The organism is Caldibacillus debilis DSM 16016 (assembly GCF_000383875.1).
Lineage (GTDB): Bacteria > Bacillota > Bacilli > Bacillales > Caldibacillaceae > Caldibacillus > Caldibacillus debilis.
Genome location: NZ_KB912897.1, coordinates 1 through 15528, shown reverse-complemented (window position 1 = coordinate 15528; position 15528 = coordinate 1). Strand labels below are relative to the sequence as shown.

Below are 15528 nucleotides of genomic sequence, written 5' to 3'. Positions count from 1 at the left end.
ATTGGGATTTTCAGCCAACAGTTTCTCTTTATTTCCGAAGTTTTGGATAACCCGAATTTTTGGTTTTTTGGTTACCGGATCCCGGAAGGATTCAACGATCCGAACATATTCCTTCCCGCGGTTCTTGAAGATTTGAAGGTACATGGGAATCACCTCATTAGAGATAATTATACCATATATACTTTCATATGTACATACCAAAAACATAAAAAATAGGCTAAAAACATGAAAAAATCAATGTTTTTAGCCCAATTTTTCAATTTCAACTGTAAAAGTCGGGAAAAAGAAATGGGCGAAAAACCGGAAACCGGCCGATTTTTCCGGACCATCCCCGCCTCCGGATTTTTCCGGCAGCGGCGGCGCTCCACTTCAAGGCCGCCACAGCCATCATCCCCGCCTCCGGATGTTTTTCCGGAGACCCGGCAGAGCGGCTTGATCGGTCACGTCGTTTTTAGCCGCTTTTTCCCCTCCCGGCACAGATGGAACAAAGGACAGACGGTACATTTCGGCGACTGGGCCTTGCAATGGTACCGCCCGAAAAAAATGAGCCGGTGGTGGGTGATCGACCATTCTTCCTTCGGCACCTTCTTCATCAAGGTTTCTTCCACCTGCAAAGGGGTATCCTTCCAGCGGCAGATGCCCAGCCGCTTGCTGACCCGTTCCACATGGGTGTCGACGGCGATGGCCGGTATGCCGAAGGCGACGGAGACCACCACATTGGCCGTCTTTCTCCCGACGCCGGGGAGTTTCATCAATTCGTCCCGGTCCGCGGGAACTTTTCCTCCGTATTCGCGCAACAGGATTTCGCACAATTTTTTGATGTTCTTCGCCTTGTTCCGGTAAAGGCCGATGGTTCGGATGTCCCGTTCCAATTCCTCCAGCGGCGCTGCCGCGTAGTCTTCCGGCCTTTTGTATTTTTGGAACAGGGATGCGGTCACTTTATTAACGCTGGCATCGGTCGTCTGGGCGGACAGGACGACCGCGATCAACAATTCGAAGGGATTGGAATGGTTCAGCTCGCAATGGGCATCGGGAAACATCTTCCCGATTTCATCGAGGCAATAACGGATTTCTTTCTTTGTAAGCATGCGTGCCCCCCTAACTGTCTAACTGTCCAGCCAATTGTAGAAAACGGCTTCCCGGTTTTTTTCCTTCGGTTCGTTCTTTTCCTTCATCTGGTCTTTGCGGAATTTTTTCCCGTACTCCTTCGCCTGTTCGACGGTTTGAATCCCGTTCTTTCGCCATTCGAACAGGATCCGGTCGATGTAGCGCAGATTCAATTTTCCCGAGATGACGGCTTCCCGGAGGGCCGCCTTTACGAGGGGAACGGGATAGCGGTCTTCATCCAGCCACATGGCGATCGTCTCATATTCCAGCGGCGACAAAGGCCGGGCAAACTCCTGCTCGAACAGGTTGAACAGCGAGGACTCCTTCTCCCTTCTTTCCTTCTCCTCCGTCCCCTTCTGCTCCTTCAGCCACGATTCGGCCAGCCTTTCCCACAGCGGCCGCAAGGAATATTTTTCATAATAGATGCCCGCCTCCGTTTCCCCTTTCAAGATTTCCAAATAGCCCCGCCGGATGAGGGAGCGGAGCTTTTGCGAGCATTCGTCGGAGCTGAGCTGCATTTTTTCCGCCAGGTCTTCCGGCGTGGGGAAGCCGTTCCCCTTTTCCAAAAAGGCGTGCACATGGATGAGCAACATGCACTCCACATCGGTCAGGCCGATTTTTTTATAACGATTTAATAAAAAAGAAGGAATGGAAACCGCTCCTTCTTCCAGCCAGGCGACGATCGGATTTTTGTCCATCGGAAAACACCTCTACAAGAAGTATACCAGATTTGCGGCCGAATTGGACAGAAGGAAGCGTCAGTCCCTCCGCGCTCTTCCGCCGTCGGGGCAAGCGGGACCCGTCCCCGGATCCGCAATGCAATTTTTTGAAAAAAAATCGGGATTTTTTCCGGCAGGATGGCCTCCCGTCCCGCCACATCCCCTGATTGTGCGTTTCGAATTTGCCCGGAGCGGCGCACAGCGCAACCGGCCGTATGATCTTTTTTCGCAACTTGGATTGCCGGTAACGCGGCATGCACCATAAATTGCAACCGGCCGTAAGATCTTGTTTTTTCGAAGCGGCGGAAAAAGAAAACCCTGCCCGGCATACGGGGCAGGGATGGGTTCAAAACAAATCTTCGAATATTTCAAACATGAAGTTTTTCTTCTTTTTCTTCGGATGACCGTGCTTGCCATACTTCCCGTAATAGGCATCGCCTTTATGCTTCCAGTCATCATCCCCGTGGCGGAAAACGTAGTCGGGATCGTCATCGCCGTAAGCTTTGGAATGCCGTTCGAAATATTTTTGGTCTTCCTGCATGCCTTGGATAATCTTTTCCAGTTCCCCGCGGTCGAGCCAAATCCCTTTGCAATTCGGGCAAATATCGATCAGAACATGATTTTTCTCGATCTCCTTCATGCGGACATTGTCGCAAACCGGACAAAACATAGCCAATCCCCCTTTCTTCTACGGAAAGATCTGCGCCGATCGGGAAAACCGGTGCGGTTTCTTTCCATTTTAACATGCCGGGGGAAAGACGAAAACCGTTTCTCCTTTTCCGGGATGAGAATTTCCGCCCATTGATGATGGACATTTTTCCTGCGGTGATGGACATATTTTCCGGGATGATGGTTATTTTTTCTTCCATGTTGGACAAATTTTTTTCCATGTTGAACAAAAAACTCAAATTGATGGACAAAAAGTTATAATTTTGGACATCCCGGCGGGAACGGACGATTTTTCCATGATATTGGACGAACGGACGAAAAGGCCGGTCAATCCGTCTTGAAAAACTTCATAAATTTTTCCCAAGAACCTTCCGGCCGAAAAAAAAACCGGACCGTACGGCCCGGAGAAAGGAAGCGAGGTCATTCGCCCGCTTGCCGGATATTCATCCCCATATTGATGAATGAAAGTCCGGGTCACGCGCCCGCGTCCCCCGTTTCCAGGCTCAGCTGCCAAGAGAGGCCGAACCGGTCCTGAACCCAGGCGAATTTGGGGCTGAACGGGTATTGGGCAAGGGGCATGAGGACTTGTCCGCCCTCGGATAATCCGGCAAAAAGCCGGTCAATTTCCTCTTCCGTCTCGCAGGTGACGAACAGCGAAACCGACGGGGTGAAGGTGAAATCATGCTTGATATTGCTGTCCGTGCACATAAAAAGCTGCCCCTTCAAGGAAAAAGCGCCGCGCATCACCTTTCCTTCCTCGCCGCCTTCATTCGGCCCGTAACGGACGAGGTGAACGATTTTTGCATCGTCAAACAATTCCGTGTAAAAATTCATTGCCTCTTCCGCATTTCCCTCAAACAGGAAAAACGCCGCGATTTTTTGGTTTTCGCAGGCCATAATCTCTTCCCTTTCATTCGTAAAATTTGCATGGAATTGGAAGCGGATCCATTCACGTATGCACAGACCGCATCCTCATGTATGTGTCAGATCCGGTACCCCGTCCGGGAAACAGAACCTTCCGGAAAAGGGGAAGTTTTGCCGCCCGTGTTTATACGAAAATTTCTCGGACTTCATCCGCGCGGCAAGATCTTAAACCGGCCGCGCCCGGAACGGGCGCCGCCGGAAGTGCCCTCGTCAGCGTCCCGGGAGCAGGACGCGAAAAATTTCCCGCAAGGAATTTTCCGAAGAAAAACAAAAGGGGGCGCCCGCGGGATCCTGTGTCATTGGACGGCCCCCCTTCCGGACCGTCACGGATAGATCCGGTTTAACAGCCGCGGGAACGGAATGGTTTCCCGGACGTGTTCGATACCGGCGATCCAGGCCACCGTCCGCTCCAGTCCCAAGCCGAAGCCGGAGTGGGGAACGGAGCCGTAGCGGCGCAAGTCGAGGTACCATTCATAGGCTTCCAAAGGCAGGCCGAATTCTTCGATCCGCTGTTTCAGCAGATCGTAGTCGTGGATCCGTTCCGAACCGCCGATGATCTCCCCGTATCCTTCCGGGGCGATCAAATCGGCGCAAAGGACCACTTCTTTCCGTTCGGGATCCGGCTCCATGTAAAAGGGTTTGATCGCCTTCGGATAATGGGTGATGAACACCGGCTTGTCAAAGGAATTGGCGATCGCCGTTTCGTGGGGCGCCCCGAAATCGTCGCCCCATTGAATGTCGTCGAATCCCTGTTCATGGAGCAGCTTGATCGCCTCGTCATAGGTTATCCGCGGGAAAGGCGGGGTCACCTTCTCCAGCTTGGAGACATCCCGTTCCAATGTTTTTAATTCCTGGCGGCAATTGTTTAATACCGATTGGACGAGATAGGAAACATAGTTTTCCTGCACCTGCAAGTTTTCCTCGAAGGAACAGAACGCCATCTCCGGCTCAACCATCCAAAATTCGATCAGGTGGCGGCGGGTTTTCGATTTTTCCGCGCGGAAGGTCGGGCCGAAGGAATAGACCTTGCCCAGGGCCATTGCCGCCGCTTCCATGTACAGCTGCCCGCTCTGGGAAAGATAGGCGTCTTCGTCGAAATATTTCGTATGGAACAATTCGGTCGTCCCTTCCGGGGCGCTGCCGGTCAAAATGGGCGCATCCACCTTGACGAAACCGTTCTTGCGGAAAAATTCAACGGTGGCATGAATGATCTCGTCCCGAATCTTCATGATGGCATGTTGGCGTCTCGACCGGAGCCACAGGTGACGGTGATCCATCAAAAATTCCGTCCCGTGGTTTTTCGGCGTGATCGGATAATCCTTCGCCAGATGGATCACCCGGATGTCGGTGACCGCCAGCTCATAGCCGTACGGGGAACGTTCATCGGCATGAACGGTCCCGGTTATGTATACGGATGACTCCTGGGGAAGGGACTTGGCCAGCTGGAACACTTCTTCCGGGACGTTCTTTTTTTCCACCACCCCTTGGATGAACCCGGTCCCGTCCCGGAGCTGCAAAAAGGATATTTTCCCACTGGATCTTTTGTTGGCCAGCCAGGCCCCGATGGTCACCTCCTGTCCGACATGATGTTTCACTTCCGCGATCGTCGTCTTCATCCTTTTAACCTCCATCCATTGAAGCTTGCTGTTCCGAGTTTCGACAAACCGCAGGGAACGCTCATAAATTGTACACCCGGTACCAGTTCCCTTCATAAAAGTCGATGTATAAAAAGCTGTACCGCCCTTTTTGGTCGATATAGCTGATCTCGTAAACCGGCGTGTTTTCAATCATTCCCAACTTCACCCGGACGATCTCCTTCGGCCGCTGGTCATCTTTCAAGGCCAGCCCTTCCCGGACCATGGCCAGCGCTTCCCGCTCCGTCAAGCCTTCGCTTTCCTTTTTCACCGTGATGTCTTTATCTTTCGCTTTCGGAACCCAAACGATGATATTTTCCCCATCCCTGTTTTTCCCTTTAATGACCACATATTGGTCCAGATAATGGAACCAGTCGACCTTCTCCGCCTTGACCAGGGGGGTTTCTGCCAGGGCCCTTTCCAGGGCGCTTTCCTCCTCCGCCCGCAAGGGGTTGGACGCCGATTGATAAACATAGGCCGCAAGGCCAAGGATGAAAAGGACAACGAGGAAAAGACCGTATAAGAGCGCTTTTTTCAATTTGAATCCCTTCATTTCAAGTCTTGTAAATGGAAAAAATGGCCTTCGTAGGATCCTCCTTGTCGAGGGCCAGGCCGAACATGTAGTCGTCCCTCTTCAGCGTCCGGTTTAACAGGTCGACGATTTTATACATTTCTTCGGAATATTTCACCTTCACGGTCGCCAATCGCTGGATCTTTTCCTTTTCTTCCCTCAAAAAAATCCTCCTTCGCCCAAGCATTGGAAAGTCCGTTCCCCGGAAAGCGGAACAGACGGCCAAAAATTTTTTGGAAACATCTCCTTAAAAAAGTTTAACATAGAAACTGAAAAGAGTTACGAATTCGTAACAAACATCTCCTTTGATTATTTTATACATAACACCTGAACCTGCGCAATAAACTTCCCGCAAGAAAACCGGCCGTATCCGAAAAGAAAAACTGCCCCAAGGGGAGTTTGCGGCCTTTGAGGCAGTTTTCCTATTTGTTCCGGGGTTTTTCATGCTGCTGGCGGCTTTTTTGTTTTGCGGCCTCTGCGGCAGTTTTCCTTCCCGGTCTACACCGCGAAACCCGCCGGCTCTTCCGCGATGATCCGTTCAATCCGGTTGTTTTCATCCAGGATGGCGACTTTCGGGGAATGGTTTTTGATCTCCTCTTCATTGAGCAGGGCGTAGGCGATGATGATGATCCGGTCCCCCGGCTGGACGAGCCTCGCGGCGGCCCCGTTCAGGCAAATCACGCCGCTTCCCCGCTTGCCGGGAATAATATAGGTCTCGAACCGGGCGCCGTTCGAATTGTTCACCACCTGCACCTTTTCATGGGGATACATCCCCACGGCATCGAGCAAATCTTGGTCGATGGTGATGCTGCCGACATAGTTCAAATTGGCCTCCGTCACCGTCGCCCGGTGCAGTTTCGCGTGCATCATTTCCCGCAGCATCAAGACACCCCCTTTTTCACTCCGCAGTTTCAAGGACGATATTGTCGATCAGGCGGGCGTTGGAAAATTTCACGGCCACGGCCAGGATGACCCGGCCCCTGATCTCCGGAAGGGGAACGAGTTCCGGATAAGCCAAAACTTCCACATAATCGATTTCGCCGCTGACGTTTTCCGTCAAATAATCTTTGATCGCACCGGCGATTTTTTCCGGATCCTTCTCGCCCTTTTCCACCAGGCTCTTCCCGAGCAGGAGGGACCGGTAAAGATGCGGGGCTTCCTCCCGCTCCTCCGGCGTCAGCCGGACGTTCCGGGAACTCTTGGCCAGGCCGTCCTTTTCCCTGACCGTTTCCACCGGCACGAGTTCCACGGGGAGGTTCAAATCTTCGATCAGCGCGCCCACGATGGCGGCCTGTTGGGCATCCTTCATGCCAAAATAGGCCCGGGTCGGCTGGATGATGGAAAAAAGTTTCAGGAGGACGACCGCCACCCCGTCAAAATGCCCCGGCCGGGAGCGGCCGCACAAAACATCCGTCCGTTTGACCACCTTCACGGAAACGGAAAGTTCCCGGGGATACATCTCCTTGACGTCCGGGTGAAAAAGGTAGCCGATCCCAGCCCCTTCGGCCAGCCGTTTGTCCCGTTCAAAGTCCCGGGGATAGGTTTCGTAATCTTCGTTCGGGCCGAACTGGAGAGGGTTGACGAAGACGCTTGCCACCGCCACGTCGTTTTCTTTCCTCGCCCGTTCCATCAACGCCAGATGTCCTTCGTGCAAATAGCCCATCGTCGGAACAAAACCGACCGTTTTCCCTTCCCGCTTCAGCCGCCGGGCGATTTCCGACATTTCCGCAACGCTTTTAACGATTTTCATCGCCATGTCCCCCGTAAAGAAGGATAAGTTCCTCATCCTTCATGGAATAGGAATGTTCGTCGGCCGGGAAACTGCCGGCCCTTACCTCCGCCACATATTGGCGGATGCCCTTGACGATCTCCGTCTGGACGTCCGCAAAAGGCTTGACGAATTTCGGATACCGGTCGACGCCGTATCCGATCAGATCGTGATAGACCAGAACCTGGCCGTCGCATTCCGCCCCCGCCCCGATTCCGATGACCGGGATCGTCAAGGCTTCCCGGACGAGCTTTGCCAGCTGTTTCGGGACGCACTCCAGAACGAGCATAAACGCCCCCTTTTCTTCCACCCGCTTGGCCTCCGCAAGAAGCCTTTCCGCTTCAGCCGCCGTTTTCCCCTGCACTTTGTATCCGCCGAGGACGCCGACGGATTGGGGGGTCAGGCCGAGATGGGCGACGACGGGGATGCCCGCCCTCGTCAGCGCGGCGATATGTTCCGCCACTTCTCCGCCGCCCTCCAGCTTGACCGCATCGGCCCCGCCTTCCTGGAGGATCCGCGCCGCGTTCCGCAGCGTGTCCCCCTTTTCCCCGTGATAGGTGGCAAAAGGCATATCGGTCACGACAAAGGTGTCCGGCGCCCCCCTTTTTACGGCTTTCGTATGGTGGATCATCTCGTCCAGGGTGACCGGAACGGTCGAATCATAACCGAGGACGACCATTCCGAGGGAATCGCCCACCAGGATCAGATCGACGCCGGCCCGTCGGGCCAATTTCGCCGACGGATAATCATAGGCGGTGAGCATGGCAATCTTTTCCCCGTTTTGTTTCATTTGCAAAAAATCGGTAGTCCGTTTCATCATTCATTCCCCCTTTTTTCGTGTCGGGAGAGGGAATGAAACATAAAAAAAATCCTTCCGCAACAGAAGGATTTTGAAAAGTCCGTTTCATGTCTCATCCCTCTGTCCCGGTCCTTTCCTCTTCGGCTCCAGGCAGAATTCCATTTCATGAAAAATATTTCCGTTTCCGGTCAGGATACCGCCCCTTCGGTGCAGTTCCTTCCCTACTAGTATAACAAAGAATCGGAATGGCGGGCCAGTTTTTTAAACATCTTTTTCGATTTCGATATCCGCGGAATAGATGTGATGAATCCGGCCGCTGTCATCTTGGAGGAGCAAGACCCCTTCCTCGTCGATGCCGAGGGCCTTTCCCCGGATCGTCCCTTGAACCATTCGCGCCTCGATCCTTTGGCCGATGGAACAGGCATAGGTTTCCCACAGGGTTTTGACCGGCAAAAACCCCGCTTTCAGATAGGTGTCATACAGCCTTTCAAATTTGAGGCAGAAGCTTTGAACCAGCTTGGCGCGGGGGATCTCCTTGCCGGCATGGATGGCGAGGGACGTCGCCTTGTCTTTCAGGGCATCGGGAAAGTCTCCGGGACGGTGGTTCACATTGATCCCGATGCCGATGATGATGGCGAGAACCCGGTTTTCTTGGGAAACCATCTCCGTCAAGATTCCGCAGACCTTTTTTCCTTCGATGAGGAGGTCGTTCGGCCATTTGATCTTCGGAGAAAGGCCGGCCACATCCTCGATGGCGCCGGCGACGCCCACGGCGGCAAGCAGGGTGAATTGGGGCGCCTTTTGGACGGCGATGTCGGGGCGGATGATCAGGCTCATCCAGATCCCCTTGCCCTTTTTCGAATGCCATCCCCGGGAAAGCCTTCCCCTGCCCATCGTCTGTTCATCGGCGAGGACGATCGTCCCTTCCTCCGCCCCGTTCGCGGCCAGCTCGTGGGCGATCTTCTGGGTGGAATCGACCGTTTCGAAAAAGCGGATCGGCCGCCCGATCCGTTTCGTTTCCAAGCCCCAATAGATTTCCTCTTCGCTCCATTCGCCGGGCGTCTCCCGGAGGCGGTAGCCCTTTTTCGGAACGGCCTCGACTAGAAATCCTTCTTTCCGCAATTCCGCAATGTGCTTCCAAACGGCCGTCCGGCTGATGCCGATCTCGCCGGCGATTTTTTCCCCGGAGAGATACCCGCCGCCGGCTTTGCGGAACGCGTCCAAAATTTTTTGCCTTACCGGCGATTTCATGGCATGAGCCACTCCTTTATCGACCTTTTGTCGTTTTCCACTTCCCCGGAAATCACGGCCTTTTCGATCCTGCGCAAATCCTCCTCCACCCATTTGCCCCCGCCTTTGTTTTTCCAAAGGAGCAGGTCGTTGCCGTTCACCTGCAACTCTTTACGGCTTTTGATCGGAAGTTTTTCATACAATTCCCGGACGCGCGCCAATTGTTTATCCAGTTCTTCCCCGTTCCAGAGGGAATGGATCTTTTCCGCGGAAAGGCTCGTTTCCAGGCCGTATGTATAAACGCCGTACAAATCCCACTCCTTGCTCAGGCGGTCGTGGAAAGCGTCGTAAATCCGGTAAATCTCCTTGATTTTTTTCGTCGGCAGCCGCCATTCCTTCAGAAAACGGGGGCAGTTTTCCTTGCGGATTACGAGGAACAACAGCGCCCAGACTTCCGTCTCGTCCAACGCCCCCGGCCGCAGGATTTCCGCCGCCTTCAGCAACTGGGCGGGGAAGGCTTCCATGTTCGGCAAATACCGGTAGAGATCCCGGGATACGAGAACCTCGCAGGCCTTTTTTACATGATCCCCGGTCATGATCTTCGTGAATTCCGCCAATTTCCGCTCCACGGCGATATGTTTGAGCAAAGGCGCCGATTCCTTTAAGGCCCGGTAGGTGTTTTCCTCGACTGCAAAACCGAGCTGGCTGACGAAGCGGGCCGCCCGGAGCATCCGCAGCGCATCTTCGGAAAACCGTTCTTCCGGCTTCCCGACGGTCCGGAGGATCCCCTTTTCCAAATCCTCTTTCCCGCCGAAGGGGTCGACAAATTCCCCTTCCTTCGTCATGGCGATGGCATTGATCGTGAAATCCCGCCGTTTTAAATCCTCCGTTAAAGAACGGACGAAGGAAACTTCCTTCGGCCGGCGGAAATCCACATATTCCCCCTCGGTGCGGAAGGTGGTGATTTCATAGGACTCGCCGCCTTCCAGCACGAGAACCGTTCCGTGCTCAATGCCCACGTCGACGGTGCGGGGAAAAATCCGCTTCACTTCCTCAGGTGTCGCGCTTGTGGCGATGTCCACATCATTGATTTCTTTGCCCAGGAGCAGATCCCTGACGGAGCCGCCCACGAAATAAGCTTCGAAACCGGCCTGTTCAATTTTCTCGATGACTCTCGCCGCTTTTTTAAAAGGAGGCTTCATCAAGCCCTTTTCATCCTTTCACCGTTGATGGCAATATGGATTTTCCCCCGGCGGTCCCCCGCCGCCGGGAAAAGACCGGCGGGATTTGTTACCGCCCGCCGTTCACCAATTGCAGGTAAATGGCCTCATATTCCTTGACGATCTTCTCCGAAGAGAACCGGTTGGATACCGTTTCCAATCCCGCTTGGACAAACTGTTCGCGGATCGCCGGATGGGTTAACAGATAGACCGCCCGTTCCGCCATCTCCGCGACATTCCCGCATTCGCAGAGATAGCCCGTCCTGCCGTCATCAATGACTTCGGGGATCCCCCCGATCCTTGTGGCGATGCAGGGCACGCCGCAGGCCATTCCCTCCAAAATCGCCAATCCGAAACTTTCCTTTTCCGACGCCAACAGCTGCAAGTCGCTGATGGAATAAAGCTCTTCCAAATTTTCCTGTCTCCCCAGAAACAGGATTTTATCCCCGATGCCCAGCTCCTTCACCAGGCGGCCGACGACGGGCATCTCCGGGCCGTCGCCGACAAGGAGCAATTTCGCCGGGATTTTTTCGGCGATCAGGGAAAAGGCCTTCACCACATCGGGAACCCGCTTCACCCGCCGGAAATTGGAAACGTGGATGATCACCTTTTCTTCCGGCCGGATACCGAATTCATCCTTCAAATGGCTCGCGTCGACCCGGGTGAAGATTTTTTCGTTGACAAAATTATAAACGACGGCGATGTTTTTTTCGGGACGGATCAAGACATCCGTCTCCTCCGCCAAGGAGCGGGAGACGGCCGTCACGAAATCCGAACCTTCAATGCCCATCTTTATCGCCCGCTTCAAGGACGGATCGGCGCCCAATACGGTAATGTCCGTCCCGTGCAAGGTCGTCACGATTTTAAAATCATGGTCGGCCATCGATTTGGCGACGATGGCGCAAACGGCGTGGGGAATGGCATAATGGGCATGGAGGATGTCCAGTTTTTCCCTGCTTGCCACCTCCGCGATCTTGCAGGCAAGCTGGATGTCGTAAGGGGGATATTGGAACACCGAATAGGCGTTCACTTCCACCTGGTGATAGAAAATATGGGAATAAATTTTCCGCAGGCGGAAGGGCATGCTGGAAGAAATAAAATGGATCTCATGCCCTCTTTCCGCGAGGATCTTTCCCAGTTCCGTGGCGACGATCCCGGACCCGCCGACGAAGGGATAACAGACGATGCCTATCTTTAAACCCATGATGCCATCCCTCCATCCACTCCCCGCTCCTCCCTTTCCCGGGACGGGAAGGGAAACGACGCAAGCGCCTCCCGGCCATCCCACCCGGGCCTCCCCGTAGGAAAAGAAGGAATCCTTCCGGCGTTTCCGCCGGGGAGGCCGAAGCCGGCGGCCGCCATTACGTTCCGTCCCGCTTTCCGTTGCCCTTTTCCTTGTCCAGCAGGCCTTCCAGCCGCTTTCCCTGCAGCAGGAGGCGCCAGTCCATGGCCCCCGAAGCCAGCCCGCGGATCAGCACTTCCGCCGTCCCCATATTCGTCGCCAACGGGACGTTATACACGTCGCATAAACGCATCAATGCGGTGATGTCCGGTTCATGGGGCTGGGCGGTTAACGGGTCGCGGAAAAAGATGACCAGATCCATTTCATTTTTGGCGATCATGGCGCCGATTTCCTGATCGCCGCCCAGCGGCCCCGACTGGAACCGGTGGACCTTCAGGCCGGTGGCTTCCTGAATCCGTTTCCCCGTCGTCCCGGTCGCAAACAGGGAATGTTTTTCGAAAACCGGCAGGTAGGCGGTGACAAAGCGCACCAAATCCCCCTTTTTCCGGTCATGGGCGATCAAGGCAATGTTCATCTTCACCGATCCTTTTTCCTATTGTAAAAGATTTTCCATTCCGTAAACGTACCGGTCCAGGGCCATCACGGCGCGGACCGCCGTCTCAATCCCCCGCATGAAGCTTTTCCGGTCGTAAGAATCATGGCGGATGGTCAAGGTTTCCCCCCGGGATCCGAAAATGACCTCCTGATGGGCGATGAGGCCGGGCAGCCGGACGCTGTGGACGGGGATTCCGGAGATTTGCGCCCCCCGGGCGCCGGCCATCAGTTCCTTTTCTTCGGGATGGCCTTGCTTTTTCGCTCCCCTTTCCTCCAGAATCATCCGTGCCGTTTGGACGGATGTGCCGCTCGGCGCGTCCCGTTTTTGGTCGTGGTGGAGTTCGATGATTTCCACGTCGGGAAAAAATTTGGCCGCCATCCGGGCAAATTTCATCATCAAAACGGCGCCGAGGGAAAAATTCGGGGCGATGATGCAGCCGACGGCATTCCGGTCGGCCAGGGCCTTGATCTCCGCCAATTGGTCATCCGTCAAGCCGGTCGTTCCGACGACCGCCCTCACCCCGAAGGATAAAGCCGTTCTCGTATGGGAAAAGGCGGCCTCCGGCCGCGTCAGGTCGATGAACACGTCCGGCTTCGTATCCGCCAGGCATTTTTCGGGTTCGGTGAAAACGGGAACCCCGGGCAGCCGGGAAAATTGGGGATCGATTTCGTTCAGCCGCTTTCCGTCATTGATCCGGTCGAGGACGGAAACCAGCTGAAAGCCGGGCGTGGAAGCCACCATCTCGACGCAGGCCTTCCCCATCTTCCCCCTCGGGCCGGCCACGGTTATTTTAATCGTTTCTTCCATCCCGTTTCTCCCTCCCTTCTTCTCCGATTCTTGTCCAACGGTTTTGATCCCTCGTCCGGAATTTTTCCAACACCGCCTGCAAGGCTTGTTCCAAATCGATATGTAAGGAATTCGCAAAACAGATTAAGACGAAGAACAGATCCCCCAATTCCTCTTCGATCGTTCTTTCCTTTTCCGTCGCTTTTTTCGGCTTTTCCCCGTAATAATGGTTCACTTCCCGCGCCAGTTCCCCCAGTTCTTCCGTCAGGCGGGCGAGCATGGCCAGGGGGGAAAAATAGCCCTCCTTGAATTGGCTGATATAGGCATGGACGTCCTGCTGCAGTTCCTTCATCGTTTTTTCCGGCAATTTCTTCACTCCTCGCTTCGGATGTCCCTTGGTTTTATTTTAATATAAGGGGACGGCCCGTTGCCAAGACCGGTTTCCGGCGTTTGCGGCAAATTCTGTAAACGGGCGTCCGCCCCGGCCGCCGGCGGTCCGGCAGGCGCTTTTTCTGTTGCCTCCATTATACCCATTATGTATAATGAATTCGATTGTGTAAAGGAAAAAGAGACAGGGAAGGGATTTCTCTATGCCGCTTCAGCTGAAATGGAAAAACATCCTGTTCATCTTTCTCGGCGCTGCCATTTTTTCCTTTGGCATCGTCCATTTCAATATGCAGAACAATTTGGCCGAAGGGGGATTCACCGGGATCACCCTGCTCTTGTATTTTTTATTTCATTTTAATCCCGCCGTTGTCAATCTTCTATTAAATATCCCCCTATTCATCATCGGCTGGAAACTTCTCGGGAAAAACACCTTTTTTTATACGATCATCGGCACCCTGGCCGTTTCGCTTTTTTTGGAGGTCTTCCAGCGGTACCAAATCCCCATCCCCCTGCGCCATGACCTGATGCTGGCCGCCCTGTTCGCGGGGGCCTTTATTGGGACGGGCCTCGGCATCATCTTCCGGTACGGGGGGACGACGGGCGGCGTGGATATCATCGCCCGCATCGCCAAGAAATATTTCGGCTGGTCCATGGGCAGGACGATGTTCATCTTCGACGTTTGCGTCATAACCGTATCGATCCTTACCTACCTTTCCTACCGGGAAGGGATGTATACCATCATCACGGTATTCGTCGGGGCGCGGGTCATCGACTTCATTCAGGAAGTGGCCTACAGCGCCAGGGGGGTCATGATCATCTCGGAGAAATACGAAGAGATCGGGGAAAGGATCGTCAAGGAGATGAACCGGGGCGTCACCGTCCTGCGCGGGGAAGGGTTCTATTCGAAGCAGAAACGAAACGTTTTATATTGTGTCGTCGGGAGAAACGAGATCGTCATGCTGAAAAATTTGATCCTGTCCGTCGACCCCCACGCCTTCGTTTCGGTAACTTCCGTCCACGAGGTCCTCGGGGAAGGATTTACCTTGGATGAAAACAAAAATCCGATCGTGGAATAGCCGTCGCCCTCCGTTTCCTTGACAACCGGTCCGACGGGATACGTGAAGCGCATCGCCGAAGACCGAAATGGGGCGTTCCTTTTGCTTGACAATTGACGGCAGTTGATATCCGGTCTTTTTCAATGGCCGGAGAGGGCCGGCGGGGTTGTCCCGCATGGGTCCGGTCCGCAGGCCGGTCCTGCGTGCGCATCCGGCCATACGCGTCCGAAGGGGATGATTCGAGAAAAAACTTTTTAGGAACTGTCGGTTCCCTTCCAGGGCAAGCGGTCCTTTTACCTGATGGCATTTTATCGGACCTGCCTTAAAAGCGGGGGCCGCGCCCCGAGAGGTCTTGGATAAACCAATCCCGACGGGTGATCAATCCCTGAACCGGAACCGGAAAAGGTTTTTCTGCTTTAAAACGAACGGCCCGCGGAGCCGAAGGATCGGCCGCAGGCCGTCGTTTTTCCGGTAAAACCCAACCGTCACGAAAATTCCACAGGCGGGTTCTGGCATTTTGCCAAAGAAAAATCCCCTCCACCCGACTTTTACAGTTCCAGAAACAAAAACTCCCCGAAAACAGCGTCATGATCGCGTTTTTTGGGGAGTTCTTTATTTTTTGGTATGTAGATATGTTTTCGTCCTTTTATCTTTAACCCCATATGCGGGGATATCTTCTAGCCCAAATGCCTTTAAAATATCGGAAAATACGTCGTCAGATTTATTTTTTATAAAGATTTCTTTTCCATCCAAGTGCACTTTCGTAATCGTCGCACTCCGGATGGCATCCTGGATTTTTTCTGTTGAATAATCAATTCCCT

General features: G+C 53.9%; 17 protein-coding genes and 1 pseudogene. 1 reads left to right on the top strand and 17 read right to left on the bottom strand.

Going from position 1 to position 15528, the window contains the following annotated elements:
- Positions 1 to 440: 440 nt before the first annotated feature.
- The 16 genes from nth to A3EQ_RS0112260 all read right to left on the bottom strand — a co-directional run bounded on the left by nth (position 441) and on the right by A3EQ_RS0112260 (position 13617).
- Positions 441 to 1088 (bottom strand): endonuclease III, encoded by a 648-nt coding sequence (gene nth / locus A3EQ_RS0112375; protein WP_020155488.1) that lies wholly within the window; start codon positions 1086 to 1088, stop codon positions 441 to 443.
- An 18-nt stretch (positions 1089 to 1106) separates the two neighbouring features.
- Positions 1107 to 1805, bottom strand: coding sequence for a DnaD domain-containing protein (locus tag A3EQ_RS0112370; protein ID WP_020155487.1), 699 nt, complete (start codon positions 1803 to 1805; stop codon positions 1107 to 1109).
- Positions 1806 to 2172: 367 nt separating this feature from the next.
- Positions 2173 to 2496, bottom strand: coding sequence for a TFIIB-type zinc ribbon-containing protein (locus A3EQ_RS0112360; protein ID WP_020155485.1), 324 nt, complete (start codon positions 2494 to 2496; stop codon positions 2173 to 2175).
- A 473-nt stretch (positions 2497 to 2969) separates the two neighbouring features.
- Positions 2970 to 3392 (bottom strand): VOC family protein, encoded by a 423-nt coding sequence (locus A3EQ_RS0112340; RefSeq protein WP_020155482.1) that lies wholly within the window; start codon positions 3390 to 3392, stop codon positions 2970 to 2972.
- Positions 3393 to 3742: 350 nt separating this feature from the next.
- Positions 3743 to 5035 carry an asparagine--tRNA ligase gene (gene asnS / locus A3EQ_RS0112330; RefSeq protein WP_020155480.1) on the bottom strand — a complete coding sequence of 431 codons (1293 nt, stop codon included), beginning with the start codon at positions 5033 to 5035 and terminating at the stop codon, positions 3743 to 3745.
- A 61-nt stretch (positions 5036 to 5096) separates the two neighbouring features.
- The gene (locus A3EQ_RS0112325; protein ID WP_154652872.1) at positions 5097 to 5591 is read right to left on the bottom strand and encodes a cell wall elongation regulator TseB-like domain-containing protein; all 495 of its coding nucleotides are present in this window, start codon (positions 5589 to 5591) and stop codon (positions 5097 to 5099) included.
- A gap of 16 nt (positions 5592 to 5607) precedes the next feature.
- Complete coding sequence (locus A3EQ_RS0112320; protein WP_051091420.1) at positions 5608 to 5811, bottom strand: YpmA family protein; 204 nt, start codon at positions 5809 to 5811, stop codon at positions 5608 to 5610.
- Positions 5812 to 6122: 311 nt separating this feature from the next.
- A complete protein-coding gene (gene panD / locus A3EQ_RS0112310) occupies positions 6123 to 6506 on the bottom strand; it encodes an aspartate 1-decarboxylase (RefSeq protein ID WP_020155476.1) in 384 nt (127 codons plus the stop codon).
- A gap of 16 nt (positions 6507 to 6522) precedes the next feature.
- The gene (gene panC, locus A3EQ_RS0112305; protein WP_020155475.1) at positions 6523 to 7374 is read right to left on the bottom strand and encodes a pantoate--beta-alanine ligase; all 852 of its coding nucleotides are present in this window, start codon (positions 7372 to 7374) and stop codon (positions 6523 to 6525) included.
- Entirely contained in the window at positions 7361 to 8209 is an 849-nt protein-coding gene (gene panB / locus A3EQ_RS0112300) for a 3-methyl-2-oxobutanoate hydroxymethyltransferase (protein WP_026499940.1), read from the bottom strand. Before panB ends, panC begins: the two co-directional genes overlap by 14 nt.
- A 243-nt stretch (positions 8210 to 8452) precedes the next feature.
- Positions 8453 to 9442, bottom strand: a complete 990-nt coding sequence (locus A3EQ_RS0112290) for a biotin--[acetyl-CoA-carboxylase] ligase (RefSeq protein WP_020155472.1) — start codon at positions 9440 to 9442, stop codon at positions 8453 to 8455.
- The gene (locus A3EQ_RS0112285) at positions 9439 to 10623 is read right to left on the bottom strand and encodes a CCA tRNA nucleotidyltransferase (protein ID WP_020155471.1); all 1185 of its coding nucleotides are present in this window, start codon (positions 10621 to 10623) and stop codon (positions 9439 to 9441) included. The genes A3EQ_RS0112290 and A3EQ_RS0112285 overlap by 4 nt, the downstream gene beginning before the upstream one ends.
- An 88-nt stretch (positions 10624 to 10711) precedes the next feature.
- Positions 10712 to 11845: an N-acetyl-alpha-D-glucosaminyl L-malate synthase BshA gene (gene bshA / locus A3EQ_RS0112280; RefSeq protein WP_020155470.1), complete on the bottom strand. Its 1134-nt coding sequence runs from the start codon at positions 11843 to 11845 to the stop codon at positions 10712 to 10714.
- A gap of 157 nt (positions 11846 to 12002) precedes the next feature.
- Entirely contained in the window at positions 12003 to 12458 is a 456-nt protein-coding gene (gene mgsA / locus A3EQ_RS0112270) for a methylglyoxal synthase (protein WP_020155468.1), read from the bottom strand.
- An 18-nt stretch (positions 12459 to 12476) separates the two neighbouring features.
- The gene (gene dapB / locus A3EQ_RS0112265; RefSeq protein ID WP_020155467.1) at positions 12477 to 13286 is read right to left on the bottom strand and encodes a 4-hydroxy-tetrahydrodipicolinate reductase; all 810 of its coding nucleotides are present in this window, start codon (positions 13284 to 13286) and stop codon (positions 12477 to 12479) included.
- Positions 13270 to 13617: a nucleotide pyrophosphohydrolase gene (locus A3EQ_RS0112260; protein ID WP_211212068.1), complete on the bottom strand. Its 348-nt coding sequence runs from the start codon at positions 13615 to 13617 to the stop codon at positions 13270 to 13272. Before A3EQ_RS0112260 ends, dapB begins: the two co-directional genes overlap by 17 nt.
- 238 nt (positions 13618 to 13855) lie before the next feature.
- Here A3EQ_RS0112260 and A3EQ_RS0112255 point away from each other — a divergent pair, with 238 nt between their 5' ends.
- Positions 13856 to 14728 (top strand): YitT family protein, encoded by an 873-nt coding sequence (locus tag A3EQ_RS0112255; protein WP_020155465.1) that lies wholly within the window; start codon positions 13856 to 13858, stop codon positions 14726 to 14728.
- 591 nt (positions 14729 to 15319) lie between these two features.
- On the opposite strand, the pseudogene A3EQ_RS22805 reads toward A3EQ_RS0112255, so the two are convergent.
- Positions 15320 to 15528: pseudogene (locus A3EQ_RS22805) on the bottom strand (IS1634 family transposase); the annotation flags it as partial.

What these genes read in the sequence shown, in the direction of transcription:
- A3EQ_RS0112320 (WP_051091420.1), bottom strand. Translation starts at nt 5,811, where the DNA reads ATGCTTGGGCGAAGGAGGATTTTTTTGAGGGAAGAAAAGGAAAAGATC.
- panB (WP_026499940.1), bottom strand. Translation starts at nt 8,209, where the DNA reads ATGAAACGGACTACCGATTTTTTGCAAATGAAACAAAACGGGGAAAAG.
- A3EQ_RS0112285 (WP_020155471.1), bottom strand. Translation starts at nt 10,623, where the DNA reads ATGAAGCCTCCTTTTAAAAAAGCGGCGAGAGTCATCGAGAAAATTGAA.
- A3EQ_RS0112370 (WP_020155487.1), bottom strand. Translation starts at nt 1,805, where the DNA reads ATGGACAAAAATCCGATCGTCGCCTGGCTGGAAGAAGGAGCGGTTTCC.
- panC (WP_020155475.1), bottom strand. Translation starts at nt 7,374, where the DNA reads ATGAAAATCGTTAAAAGCGTTGCGGAAATGTCGGAAATCGCCCGGCGG.
- bshA (WP_020155470.1), bottom strand. Translation starts at nt 11,845, where the DNA reads ATGGGTTTAAAGATAGGCATCGTCTGTTATCCCTTCGTCGGCGGGTCC.
- A3EQ_RS0112255 (WP_020155465.1), top strand. Translation starts at nt 13,856, where the DNA reads ATGCCGCTTCAGCTGAAATGGAAAAACATCCTGTTCATCTTTCTCGGC.
- mgsA (WP_020155468.1), bottom strand. Translation starts at nt 12,458, where the DNA reads ATGAACATTGCCTTGATCGCCCATGACCGGAAAAAGGGGGATTTGGTG.
- nth (WP_020155488.1), bottom strand. Translation starts at nt 1,088, where the DNA reads ATGCTTACAAAGAAAGAAATCCGTTATTGCCTCGATGAAATCGGGAAG.
- A3EQ_RS0112360 (WP_020155485.1), bottom strand. Translation starts at nt 2,496, where the DNA reads ATGTTTTGTCCGGTTTGCGACAATGTCCGCATGAAGGAGATCGAGAAA.
- A3EQ_RS0112340 (WP_020155482.1), bottom strand. Translation starts at nt 3,392, where the DNA reads ATGGCCTGCGAAAACCAAAAAATCGCGGCGTTTTTCCTGTTTGAGGGA.
- asnS (WP_020155480.1), bottom strand. Translation starts at nt 5,035, where the DNA reads ATGAAGACGACGATCGCGGAAGTGAAACATCATGTCGGACAGGAGGTG.
- dapB (WP_020155467.1), bottom strand. Translation starts at nt 13,286, where the DNA reads ATGGAAGAAACGATTAAAATAACCGTGGCCGGCCCGAGGGGGAAGATG.
- A3EQ_RS0112290 (WP_020155472.1), bottom strand. Translation starts at nt 9,442, where the DNA reads ATGAAATCGCCGGTAAGGCAAAAAATTTTGGACGCGTTCCGCAAAGCC.
- A3EQ_RS0112260 (WP_211212068.1), bottom strand. Translation starts at nt 13,617, where the DNA reads ATGAAGGAACTGCAGCAGGACGTCCATGCCTATATCAGCCAATTCAAG.
- panD (WP_020155476.1), bottom strand. Translation starts at nt 6,506, where the DNA reads ATGCTGCGGGAAATGATGCACGCGAAACTGCACCGGGCGACGGTGACG.